Genomic DNA, 13,508 nt, shown 5'->3' with positions numbered 1-13,508 from the left:
AGCCGGCCGCCACCCTCTTCGAACGGGTCGGCGATGAAGCGCTGCGCCGTCAGGCCCGCGCGGTTCAGGTAGCCGCGTGCAAGACCGGCACCACCCAGATACAGTTCGCCGGCCATGCCGGCCGGCACCAGGTTCAGCTCGCTGTCGAGGACGACCGCCGTGCGGTCGCCGACCGGTGAGCCGATCGGCATGTAGGCCGCGTCGAAGCCCTCACCCGCGTGCGCCTTGGCGATGGTCGGCGTGATCACCGTTTCCGTCGGCCCGTAGCCGTTGATGACGCGCGGCGGGCGCAGGTTCGACATCACGCGATCGAAGGCGGTACGCGAAGTCGCCTCTCCGCCCACCGTGTAGGAACGCAGCGAGGGAACATGGCCCTCCTCGCCCATGCCCTCGGCCAGTTGCTGCAGATAACTCGGCGTGAAGCAGGCGATCGTGATGCCGTGCCGGCGCATTTCCTCGTGGCTGCGCTGCACCGACCACAGCTCTTCGCTGCGCGGCATCAGCACCGAGCCGAAGGCCAGCGGCGTCCAGATGCGTTCGTGCGCACCATCGAAATTGATGGAGGCGAACTGCAGCTCCCGATCCTGCGGCGTCATGCCATAGACCTTGCCCACGGCCAGGATGTGCATGCCTAGCGGTCCGTGCGCGACGGCGACGCCCTTGGGCTGCCCGGTCGAGCCGGAGGTGTAGATGACATAGGCCAGGTGCTCGCCGTTCAGCGCGACCTCGGGGTTGTCCGTGCGTCCCGTCCCCAGCACCCCTGCATCCACCAACAGCACGGGGAGTTCGCGCATCCTGGCCGGCAGGCGATCGCGCACACGGGCTTGCGAGAGCAGCAGGCAGATGCCGCTGTCCGCTGCCATGAACTCCAAGCGTTCGGCGGGATAGCCGGGGTCGAGCGGCACATAGGCGCCGCCCGCCTTGAGCACGCCGAGCAGCGCCACGATCATCTCGATGGAGCGCTCCACCGCCAGGCCCACGCGGCTCTCCGGGCGCACGCCCAGGGCGATCAGGCGATGAGCCAGCCGGTTGGCGCGGGCGTTGAGTTCGCCATAGCTGAGCTCGACGTCGCCCATGATCAGCGCGGTGGCGTCTGGCCGCGCGTGTGCCTGCTGTTCCACCAGGCGATGGACCAGCGCGACTTCTTCTCGAGAATCACGCTCTCCCGCTCCCCAGCGCTGCAGTTGCACGCGCTCTGCTTGGTCGAGCAACTCGACCTCGCGCAGCGTCTGCCCGGGCCGGCTCACCATCTGCTGCAACATTGCAAGGTAATGCGCCGCCAGCCGCTCGATGGTCCGCGGCTCGAACACAGCCTTGGCGTATGTGACGACGAAGCTGAACCCGCCGCCGGACTCTTCCAGCGTGTCGAGCGCCAGTTCGAGCGGCGCGGCCTGCTCCTCGATTTCATACGGTTCCAGCGCGAGGCCGGGCAGTTGCGCGATCGCGTTCAGGTCCTGCTGTTGATGATTGAAGATCACCTGGAACAGCGGCGGCTGACTCAGGCTGCGCTGCGGCGCCAGGGCATCGACCAGCTGCTCGAAGGGCAGGTCCTGGTGGGCCTGCGCATCCAGGGCGGCCTGGCGCGCCTGCGCCAGCACCTGGGCCAGTGTCATGTGGCCGGCCAGCGTGCTGCGCAGCACCTGCGTGTTGACGAACATGCCCACCACGCCGGCCACCTCGGGCCGGTCCCGGTTGGCGACCGGCACGCCGAGGCGGATGTCCGTCTGGCCGCTGTAGCGATGAAGCAGGCCCTGGAAAGCGGCCATCAGCAGCATGAACGGCGTGGCCTTGTGCGCCGTGGCGCTGCGTCGCAGTTCGCGGGCCAGCGCCGGCGGCAATGCGGCACGGTGGCGCGCCACCCGGTAGGGCCCTTGCGCGGGGCGCGGATGGTCGCCAGGCAATTGCAGCAAGGGCTGCTCGGTGCCGAGCTGCGCTTTCCAGTAGCCGAGCTGTCTGTCGCGTTCGCCGGCATCGAGCCAGTTGCGCTGCCATGCGGCGTAGTCGGCATAGCGCAGCGTCGGCTCGGCGAGCGCTGGCGCCTGTCCCGCCGCATGCGCCTGGTAGAGCCGGCCGAACTCGTCGATGAGGATCTGCATCGACCATCCGTCGGCCACGATGTGATGCATCACCAGCACGAGGATCTGCTCTTGCTCGTCCAGCCGGATCAGGCCGACGCGGAGCAACGGACCCGTACCCAGGTCGAAGGCCTCGCCGGCCATGCGGCTTGCTTCTTCCTGTGCCCGGGCTGCGCGGGCACCTGCAGGCAGGGGCCTCAGATCGACCTGCCGCAGGTCGGGCATCGCCTCGGCGCGAACGACCTGTTCGGCCACGCCATCGGCGTCGGCCCTGAAGTTGGTTCGCAGGGATTCGTGCCGGGCCACCAATGCGGCCAGGCTGGCTTCGAGCGCATGTTGGTCCAGATGGCCCTTCAGCGTCAGTGCGGCCGTGATGTGATGCGCCGCGCTGACGGGCTCCATCAGCCACACGAACCACTGGCGTGCCTGTGCATAGGACAGCGGCAATGCCGCTCCACTGGGCTGCGGAACGATGGGAAGCCGGCCGAAGTCGATGCCCTGCTGTCGCAACGCCGCGATGAATTCCTTCTGCTTGGCCGGCGGCAGCTCGGCAAAGCGTTGTGCGATCAATGTGCTGCGTGCGTTCACTTAGGCTCCCAGACTTTCCAACAATGCATCCATGCGATCCAGCTCCGAGCCGTCCTGCGCAGCCTGTGCACGGCCTTCGGCCGCCACCACTTGCGCGCAGGCCGCGAGGCTCGGGCATTCGAAATAGCGCTGCAGCGGCAGGTCGACGTCCAGACGCGCCTTGACCAGCTGCCGCAGCCTCAGTGCGGCCAGCGAATGGCCCCCCAGTTCGAAGAAGTTGTCGTGGCGCCCGACCTGGGGCAGGCCCAGCACCTGGGCCCACACCTGCGCGAGCGCCTGTTCCACTTCGCCCTGCGGTGCCTCGTAGTCCTGCGCCGCGGCGTACCCGGGTTCGGGCAGCGCCTTGCGGTCGACCTTGCCGTTGGCGTTCAGCGGCAGCGCATCGAGCACCACGATCGCTGCGGGCACCATGTACTCGGGCAGCACCGCGCCGAGCTGCTCGCGCAGCGCGGAAGCTTCCAGCGCCACCCGGCCCTCGTGGCCGCAGACGTAGCCGACCAGGCGCGCCCCGCTGGGGCCCTCCTGCGCCACGACCACCGCCTCGCGCACGCCGGGGCGGGCCAGCAGCTGCGCCTCGATCTCGCCGAGCTCGATGCGAAAGCCCCGCACCTTGACCTGGTGGTCCAGCCGGCCCAGGTACTCCAGCTGGCCGTCCTCGCGCCAGCGCACCAGGTCGCCCGTGCGGTACAGCCGGCCGCCACCCTCTTCGAACGGGTCGGCGATGAAGCGCTGCGCCGTCAGGCCCGCGCGGTTCAGGTAGCCGCGCGCGAGCACTTCGTCGCCGACATACAGTTCGCCGGCAACGCCCACGGTGGCTTTCCGCAGGCAGCTGTCCAGCACCAGAAGGCGCGCGCTGGAGGCCGGCCGCCCGATGGGCGGCAGCCCTTCGCCACCGGCAAGTTCGACGCCGAACTCGCTGACCACGTGGGTCTCGGTGGGGCCGTACTGGTTGAGGAGCCGGCATTGCGGCTCGCGCTGCAGCCACGCGATCAGGGCCGGCGTGAGCTTGAGCTGTTCGCCGGCCGTGATGATTTCCCGCAGCGCCGGCAGCCGCGTGTCCTGGGCCAGCGAAGACTCGGCCAGATGCTGCAGCACGGAAAAGGTCAGGAACACGCGCTCCACCGCCTGCTCTCGCATCAGCGTCTCGAGTTCGACCAGATCGAGCCGTTGCGCTTCAGCGCTCTGCACGAGGCAGCCGCCCGACGCCAGGCCGCTGATCATCTCCTGGAAGGCGACGTCGAAGCACGGCGATGCGTACAGCAGCGTGCGGCGCGCGGCCGGCGCGCTCGCCAGCTGCCATGCGATCAGTCGCGCGACTGCGCCATGCCGCATCGCGACGCCCTTGGGGCGGCCGGTGGACCCGGAGGTGTAAAGCACGTACGCCAGATGGTCGCCATGGATCGGCACCATCGGGGCGTCTTCAGCTTCGTCGCTCACATCGGCGGCGTCGAATGACAGCAGGCGCACGCCGGGCCGCGACGGCATCCTTTGCGCGAGCGCATCGCGCGTGAGCACCCAGGCCACGCCGCTGTCCTCCACCATGTAGGCGAGGCGTTCGGCCGGGAAGGCCGGGTCCAGCGGCACATAGGCCGCGCCGGCCTTCAGCACCGCCAGCAGACCCACCACGGTCTCGACGGAACGGTCGACCGCGATCGCCACGCGATCCTCGGGCCGCACGCCGAGCCGGATCAGGCGATGGGCCCAACGATTGGCGAGCCGGTCGAGCTCAGCGTGGCTGAGCTGGCGTTCGCCGACGACCAGTGCAGGCGCATCAGGTGTCGCCCGCGCCTGCCGCTCGACCAGCCGGTGCACGGGCTCGGGCGCGCTCGCCGCGAAGTCGCCTCGCTCGAAGCGCGCAAGAAGCGCCTGCTCCCGCGCATCGGCCAGCGTCAGCTGCGCAAGCGGCTTCTCGCTGTCTTCTGCCAGGGCGAGCAACAGAGCTTGCAATTGGGCCGCCAGACGCACGATGACGGCCTCGTCGCACAGTTCCTGCGCATAGAGCCACTCCAGCTCCAGCGTGTTGCCCTGGTGGATCAGCAAGCTCAACGGATAGGAGGTATCCGCCTGCGTGCGCACCGCCGAGAACACCAGGCCGCCCGGTGCCGACTCTCGCAACACCTGGTCCACCGGGTAGTTCTCGAAGACGAGCAGGCTGTCGAACAGCCCCTGGCCCGCGCCGCCGGCCCAGGCCTGGATCTCGTGCAGCGGCGTGTGCTCGTGTTCGCGCGCCGCCACCTGGCTGGCCTGCAGCGCGCGCAGCCACTCGCCCACTCGCTGCCCGGGCCGCAGCGGCACGACCACCGGCAGTGTGTTGATGAACAGCCCCAGCATCTGCTCGGCGCCGCGCAACTCGGCCGGCCGCGTGGCGGCGGTGGCGCCGAACACGACCGTGTCCTGCCCCGTGTGTCGCCCCAGCAGCAGCGCCCAGCCCGCCTGCATGAGGGTGTTGAAGGTCACGCGCTCGCGCCGCGCGACCTGCTGCAGGCGCGCCGTCCCGGAAACATCCAGCGCGCTGCGGTGGCGTGCTTTCCCCGTGCCTGGCTGGACTGGCGGGCGCAACGCGGAGAACAACCGAGTCGGCGCTTCCAGCGTGCCCATGACCGTGCGCCAGTAGCGTTCGCCGGCCTGCGGGTCGCGCGCCGCCATCCAGGCGATGTAGTCGCGGTAGCGGCCGGGCGTCGGCACCGGCGGCTGTCCGTCGTAGCGGCGCAGCACTTCGGCCATCAACTGCGCGGCACTCCAGCCGTCCAGCAGCAGATGGTGGTGCGTCCAGATCAGCCGATGGCGTCGTTTGCCGATACGCGCAAGCAGCATGCGCATCAGCGGCGGGCGGGCCAGGTCGAATCCTTGTGCCTGCTGTTCACGGGCCAGCGCCTCCAGCGCGGCGTCGGGGTCGGCGCTGTCGCGCAGGTCCTGCTCGATCCAGGGCATCGCGGCGCTCGCGGCGACCCATTGCAGGGGTGTGTCGCCGTGCACCAGGAAGCCGCTGCGCAGGATGGCGCTGCGCTGCAGTGCTGCATCCCATGCGGCGCGCAGGCGCATCGGGTCCAGGTGTTCCACATCCACGGCCAGCTGGTTGACGTAGCTGCCGTCATGCGGCTCGAGCAGGCCATGGAACAGCATGCCCTGTTGCATGGGCGACAGCGGGTAGAGGTCTTCCAGCGCGGCGACCGGCACCGGCAGGGCGTCGAGCTCCGCCTGGCCGAGACCGGCCAGCGGAAAGTCCGACGGCGTCACGCCGCGTGCGCCGGCGGCGCAATGTGCGATCAGCGCATCGAGTTCTTCCTCGAAGCGCCGCACCCATGCCTGCACCGTCTGCCGTTCGTGGCGGGCATGGCTGTAGCTCACCGTGAGGCTCAGCTCGCCCTCGAGCACCTGCCCGTTGACGATGAACTCATGCATCAGCGGCGCGGCTTCGTGGATCGCTGCGCCCGGATTCTCGTCGGCCAGCCGCCAGGGCGCTTGCGCGTCGAAGCCGCTGTCGACTTGCCCGAGGTAGTTGAAGACGAGTTGCGGACTGGGCAGCGCGCGCAGTACCTGCCGCTGGGCTTCGCTGCCCAGGTGCTTCAGCGCGCCATGGCCGAGCCCTTTGGCGGGAATATTTCGCAGGCTTTCCTTGATGCGCTTGAGCGCATCGACCGGTGAGCCCGACGGGTCGAGCAGCACCGGGAACAGGCTGGTGAACCACCCGGTGGTGCGCGAGAGATCGACGCCTGCGGGCAGCAGATCTTCGCGCCCGTGTCCTTCCAGCATGACCAGCAGCCGCTCGTGGCCGCTCCAGGCGCACAGCGCCCGGCCAAGGGCCGTGAGCAACACGTCGTTGACCTGCGTGCGGTAGGCCGCCGGCACCTTCTTGAGCAGCGCGTGCGTCCTGGCGCGGTCGAGGCGCAGTTCGACGCTGACGCGCTCGGCCTGCGTGTTCGCGCCTTCCGGATGCTCGCAGGGCAGCTCCGCGGATACCCGGGTCAGCGGGCGCCAGAAAGCGAGTTCCTCGTCACCATACGCGGCGGCATGGGCCTGCAGTGCCAGCGCCCAATCCTTGACGCTGCCGGTCTTGGCGGGCAGCACAACAGGCTCGCCTGCGCGCAGCCTTGCATAGGCGTGCCCCAGGTCCTCCAGCAGGATGCGCCACGACACGCCGTCGATGACGAGATGATGGATTGCGAGCAACAGGCGCCAGCTGCCGTCGGCCAGCTTGATCGCCAGCGGCCGCAGCAGCGGACCCTGCTCCAGGTCCAGGCTGCGCTGAGCCTCGTCGCACAGGGCCTCGACCCCGGCCGCATCCTTGGACTGGCTTACCCACAGCAGGCCCTGATGCCAGTTTTCAGGCAGCGGTTCGCAGGCCTGGCGCCATGCGCCGTCGGCGTCCTGGCCGAAGCGCAGCCTGAAGGCGTCGTGGTGTTCCATCACAGCCACAAGGGCGCTTTCGAGCGCGGGCAGGTCCAGTGGCTCGCGGCTGTGCAGCAGCAGGGCCTGGTTCCAGTGATTGCGCCTTGGCATCCCGGTCTCGAAGAACTCGGCCTGGAACGGCAGCAGCGGCACCATGCCCTCGACCGTGCCCCCCACTCCCGCTTGCGCTGTTACCGCATCCTCGGGCTCGGCCACCTCCGCGAGTTCGGCGATGGTCTGCCGGTCGAACATCTGCCGTGGCGTCAGCTTCCATCCGGCCGCGCGAAGCCGGGAGACGATCTGCAGGCTGAGGATGGAATCGCCGCCGAGTTCGAAGAAGTTGTCGTGCCGCCCGACCGATGCCACGCGGAGCACCGCAGCCCAGATGCCGGCCAGAACCTGTTCGACGCCCTCGGCGGGTACCTCGTGCGAGCCGCTGAGCGGCCGCTCAGGTCGAGGCAACGCCTTGCGGTCGATCTTGCCGTTGGCGTTCAGCGGCAGTGCATCGAGCATCACCAATGCCGAAGGGATCATGTAGTCGGGCAGCACCATGCCAAGACGCGTCTTCAGCGCCGCCGGCTCCAGAGGCTGGCTCGACTTCAACGACACATACCCGACCAACCGCGCGCCGCCGGGACCGTCGTCGGCGATGACCACCGCCTCGCGCACCTCGGGCTGTGCCAGCAACTGCGCCTCGATCTCGCCCAGCTCGATGCGGAAGCCCCGGATCTTCACCTGGTGGTCGATGCGCCCCAGGTACTCCAGTTGGCCGTCCTCGCGCCAGCGCACCAGGTCGCCGGTGCGGTACAGCCGCTCGCCCGTGTCGCCGAACGGATCGGCCACGAAGCGCTCCGACGTGAGAGCGCTCTTGTCCAGATAGCCGCGCGCCAGCCCGATACCGCCCAGGTACAGCTCCCCACCCACGCCCTGCGGCACGAGGTTCAGGCCCGCGTCCAGCACGTAGGTTTTCGTGCCCGCAATCGGACGTCCGATGGCCACGTGGTTGCGCCCGTCCGCCTGGCAGGTCCAGTGCGTCACGTCGATGGCCGCTTCGGTCGGGCCATAGAGGTTGTACAGGCCCGCGCCCGGCAGGCGCTCGAACACCCTGGCCTGCGCCTCGGCGGGCAGTGCCTCGCCGCTGCACACGATGCGCTTGAGGCTCGTGCAGGCCTCGATGCCTTCATGGGCCACGAAGGCCTGCAGCATCGAGGGCACGAAGTGGATGGTGGTGACGCAGTGGCGGCGGATGAGCTCGACCAGCCTGCCCGGCTCGCGGTGATCGCCCGGCTGCGCGACCACCAGACGTGCGCCCTGCATCAGCGGCCAGAAGAACTCCCACACCGACACGTCGAAGCTGAAGGGCGTCTTCTGCAGCACCGTATCCGTCTCATTGAGCGAATACGCATCCTGCATCCAGGCCAGGCGGTTGTAGAGCGAGCGGTGGCGGTTGGCCGCCCCCTTGGGCCGGCCGGTGGAGCCGGAGGTGTAGATCACATAGGCCAGGTGTTCGCCGTGCAGGGGCACGTCGGGGTCGACGCTCGGACCCGTCTCCAGGTCCAGCAAGTCCAGTTCGATCGTCTGCACGTCCTCGCGCACCGGGATCGCACGCGCGATGTGGCTCTGGGTGAGCAGCAACGAGACGCCGCTGTCCTCGAGCATGTAGATGATGCGGTCTTGCGGGTACTCGGGGTCGATGGGCACGTAGGCGCCACCGGCCTTCAGGATCGCCAGCAGCGCCACCACCATCTCCACGCTGCGTTCCGTGGCAATGCCCACTTTCGTGTCGGGCCGCACGCCGAGCGCGATCAGGCGGTGCGCCAGGCGGTTCGCGCGTGCTTCGAGCTGCGCGTAGCTCAGCGACACATGCCCGAACACCAGCGCCACCGCTTCCGGCGTGCGCCTGGCCTGCTGGCCGATCAGGCGGTGCACGGGATCGGCGCAGGCGCGATGCGGCAGGTTCTCGCTCTGACGCATCAGTTGCGCTTGCTCGCCCTCGCTGGTCAGCACGAGGTTGGCGAGCACGCTGTCGGGCTCGGTCGCGAGGGCTTCGAGCACCCGCAGATAGCGCGCCACCAGACGTTGCGCGGTGCTTTCCTCGAACAGGTCGGTGTTGTATTCGAGGCGGCCGCGAACGCCCCGCGCATCGACATAGAAGTCGAGCGACAGGTCGAATTTGGCACCCGCGTCGTCGAACTCCTCGATTTCCGCGCGCACGCCCTCGAGATCTAATGCCACCGTCTCGCCAGCCATCTGCACGCCGAACATCACCTGGAACAGCGGGCTGCGCGCCGGGTCGCGCCGGTCCGTGCGGCTCGCGAGCAGCACCTCGAAGGGCAGCTCGGCATTGTCGAGCGCCGCCAGCGCGTCGGCGCGCACCTGCCGGCAGATCTCGCGCAGGCTCTGGCGCGGCGACAGCCGCGCGCGGAACACCTGGGTGGTCACGAAGAAGCCGAGCAGCTCGCTCACTTCCTCGTGCTGGCGTCCGGCGTTGGGCACGCCGACGGCAAAGTCGTTCTGGCCGCTGGAACGGGCAAGCAGCACCTGCCATGCCGCGAACAAGGCGACGAAAGGCGTGCATTTCTCGGCGCGGCAGAACTTCTGCACGGCGAGCGCGAGCGCTGGCGGCACATCGAAGCCGAGCGCGGTTCCAGCGAAGCTCTTGCGCGAGGGCCGCGCGCGGTCGGTCGGCAGGTCGAGCACCGGAACCTCCGGACCCAGATGCCGGTTCCAGTGCGCAAGCTGGCGCTCCAGCGCGCCGCCCTCTACATTCGCGCGCTGCCACACCGCATAGTCGGCGTACTGCACGGCAAGCGGCGGCAGCCTGACCGGGCCGGCGCTGTGCAAGGCGAGGCGGTAGGCCTCGGCCAGATCGCGCGCGAGGATCGGGTTCGACCAGGCGTCGGAAACGATGTGGTGCAAGCAGACGGCAAGCACATGCCGTTCGTCTCCGAGCTTCACGAGGCATGCGACCATCGCGGGCGCCACGCCCAGGTCGAACACATGCCCGGCCGTGCGGCGCACGGCTTCGTCCAGCGGTGCCTTCTGCGCTTCGACGTCCAGGCTCGACAGGTCGATGCGCTCCACCGCGAACGGCGCGTCGGCCTGCATGCTCTGCATCGGCACACCGTCCTGCTCGAAGAAGCGGGTTCGCAATACGGAATGGCGCGCGATCAGTGCCTGGAAGGCACGCTCCAGCGCGCCCGCATCGAGCCGGCCGGCCAGCCGAAAGACGCGAGGCAGGTTGTAGGCCGTGAGCCCCGGTTCGAGCTTCTGCAGAAAGCACAGCTGCTCCTGCGCATAGGACAGGGCCACGGCGTCGCCCTCGGACACGGTGCGGGCGATGGTGGGATGAATCAGGGAATGGGTCATGCGGTCTCGCTCATGTGTTCTTCGGGCCGCCTGTGGGCCTGCGCACGCTGCTCGAGCTGTGCGGCGTCCTCGCTGCCTTCGCGCAGCGCGGCCGCCAGCGCCGCCGGCGTCGGATGGTCGAACACCACCCCCGCCGCCACCTCGACCTGAAGCAGCTTGCGGATGCGCGCGACCAGCTTGATGACTTGCAGCGAGTGCCCGCCGAGTTCGAAGAAGTCGTCTTCCACGCCGATGGGGCCGCTGCCCAGCAGCGAGGCCATGCCGTCGGCGAGTACCGCTTCGAGCGCGTCGCGCGGCTCGATGCGGGCCTTGTCTGCGCGAGCGGCAGGCGCGATCGCAGACAGCGCCAGCCGGTCGATCTTTCCGTTGGGAAGCCGGGCAAAGGCATCCGTGGCCATGAAGGTCGCCGGCACCATGTGCGCGGGCAGCAGCTCGGCCAGCCGTTCGCGCAAGGCGCGGCCATCGGCGAGCGCCGCATCGGCGACAAAGAAGGCGGACAACGTGGTCGCACCTGCGGCATCCGGCACCGCAAGCACCACTGCCTGGCGCACGCCCGGTTGCGCCAGCAGCACCGCCTCGACCTCGGCCGGCTCCACGCGGAAGCCATGGATCTTCACCTGGTGGTCCGCACGCCCCGCGAGGCGGATGCCGCCTTCGGCCAGCACATACGCCAGGTCGCCTGTGCGATACAGGCGCTGGCCCGGGTTGAAGGGGTCGGGCACGAAGGCGTCGCCCGCCGCACGGTTCAGGTAGCCGCGGCACAGCTGCGCGCCACCGACGTAGACCTCGCCCAGCGCGCCAGCTGGCACGAGGCCCAGCGCCCCGTCGAGCACGTGCACGCGGTTGTTCGCGAGCACCCGCGTCAGCGGCAGTTGCTCGGGCACCTGCCCGTCGGCGGGCACCGCGTGAACCATCACGCCGACCGTGGTCTCGGTCGGGCCGTAGTGGTTGTACGCGGCGCACTGCGGCGCAAGCCGCGCGATGCGCTCGACAAGCGCGCGCGGCGCGGCCTCTCCGCCCAGCACTAGCGTGCGCGGCAGGCAAGGCGATGCGCATTCGAGCAGCGCCTCCAGGTGCGAAGGCACGATCTTGATCGCGTCGATTTCGTTGTCGGCCATGAAGCGGGCGAAGGCGTCTGTGTCCTTCACCTCGTCTTCGGCCGCCACCACCAGGCAGGCGCCGTTGAAGAAGGCGGCGAAAAGCGCCGTGTTGCCCAGGTCGGCGACGACCGAACTGGTGAGCGCCCAGCGGCGGCAGTTGCCGAGCTTCATCGCAGCCGAGGCGGCGGCCACATAGTTCAGCAGATGGCCTTGCTCGATGGCGACGCCCTTGGGCTTGCCCGTGGACCCGGACGTGTAGAGCACGTACGCCAGGTCCTTCAGGGCGATGCGATGTGCAGGCGCCGCATCCGTCGTGCCGTCAAGGGCAGGCAGCATGGCCGCATCGAGCACGATTGCCGGCTGCGCGTCCGCGAGCACGGCCGCACGGCGTGCCTCGGGCCATTCGGGCTCCAGCGGCAAGTAGGCGGCACCGGCGCGCCAGGCGGCGAAGATCGCCACCGGCAGTTCGACCGAGCGCGGCAGGTTGAGCGCGACGATGGAACCGGGCGTCACGCCCTGTGCAGTGAGCCAGTGTGCGAGCAGGTCGATGCGGGCATCGAGTTCGCGGTAGCTCAGGCGCTGGCCGCCCGCTTCGAGCGCGGGGGCATCCGGCGTGGCCTGCGCCCAATGTGCGATGCGGTCGGCCACGGTCTGCATGCCCGCATCGATGCGTTCGCCGCAACCCTGCGCGAGCAACAACTCACGTTCTTTCGGCCCGACCAGCGACAGCGCTTCAACTGGCGCATCGGGCTGCGCTGCAACGGCATCGAGCAGCGTGACGAACTGCAGCAACAGGCGTTCCAGGACCGCCCGGCCGTAACGGGCGGCATCCGCATGCAGCGACAGCACCGCGCCTTCCGCCTGCCATGCGGCCTGCAGCGCGAGTTCGAAACAGGGCATCGGTCCGGGCAGCCCGATGAGGCGCCACCGCGCATCGGTGCCGTGAGGCGGCGTCACCACGTGCGAGGCAAAGCCGACGACGGTGTGCGTCGAGAGGGGCGGCGCATCGACAGGCCAGTATTCCTGCGCATCGACATGCGCCGCCAGCGCGGCGTCGAACCTGCCGGTCCAGCCTGCGAAGGACTCGCCCGGCGCCACCTCGATCACCACCGGCAGCACCTTGTCGAACACGCCGACCGCGCCTTGCATGGGTTCGTAGTCGCGCCGGCAGTCGTGCTGCCAGCCGCCGATGAAACGGCCGGTGTCGCTCAACCTGGCAAGCAACAGCCACCACGCCGCGTGCAGCAGGGTCTCCGGCTCTGCGCCGAGCGCATCGGCACACGCGGCCACGCGGCCTGCGAGCGCTGCGTCTACAGCAATGGAAACACGATGGCGCGAGGCCTCTCCCTGCGCAGCATGGAGCCGCTCTTGCAGGCGCGGCGGCGGGAGGGCCGAGGCGTCGGCCACGAACCGCTGCCAGTAGGCACGTCCCTGCGCCGCATCTTCGCCTTCGAGCAGGTCCTGCCGCCATTCGACGAAGCGCGCGTACTGGAAGACCTCCACCGGGTCGAAGCCGCCTTCGCCCGAGCAGGCCGTGGCGATCTGGCCGAAGAGGTTCTGAAGGCTTTCCCTGTCCGCCGCCAGCGGGTTGACCGAAAGGCCAAGCATGTGTCGGTTCTCGCCCGTGCGCACAAGGGCGGCGCTGACGAGTTCCCCGCGCTCAGTGGCGAGCGGCTCGGCATTGAATGCCTCGAACCAGGCGTCCAATGTGCCGTCGTCCGCCTCGCTGAGGTCGGCCAGCTGCCATTTCAGCGGCGGCACCGCTTCGAGAGACTGTTGCCGCAGGCCCCTGTAGCCCGGCACCGGGCGGATGGCCATACACAGCGCACCGTGCGCGCGCAGCACACGCTCCACGGCGAGGCGCAGGCGCCCCGTGTCCAGCGCGCCTTCGATGCAAGCTCGCAGGAGCAGGCGCTGTGCGGCGGCGGGCACCGCGCGCTGTTCGGGAGAAAGGGGGAACGTGGCTTCGAGACTGTCGGTCATCGCG

3 protein-coding genes are annotated in these 13,508 nt (G+C 69.4%); all 3 read right to left on the bottom strand.

The window, feature by feature from the left end; translation table 11 throughout:
- Positions 1-2,663 (bottom strand): amino acid adenylation domain-containing protein (locus AC1RVW_RS16205; RefSeq protein WP_493201088.1); only part of this gene is annotated, 2,663 nt, incomplete at its 3' end.
- Positions 2,664-10,421 (bottom strand): amino acid adenylation domain-containing protein, encoded by a 7,758-nt coding sequence (locus AC1RVW_RS16200; protein ID WP_493201086.1) that lies wholly within the window; start codon positions 10,419-10,421, stop codon positions 2,664-2,666. It abuts the gene before it with no gap.
- Complete coding sequence (locus AC1RVW_RS16195; RefSeq protein WP_493201083.1) at positions 10,418-13,504, bottom strand: non-ribosomal peptide synthetase; 3,087 nt, start codon at positions 13,502-13,504, stop codon at positions 10,418-10,420. Before AC1RVW_RS16195 ends, AC1RVW_RS16200 begins: the two co-directional genes overlap by 4 nt.
- Positions 13,505-13,508: the final 4 nt, after the last annotated feature.

This window comes from Variovorax sp. MPBD4-3 (assembly GCF_058809745.1).
Note: the sequence above shows the minus strand (reverse complement) of the source record. Positions and strands in the feature narration are given on the sequence as shown.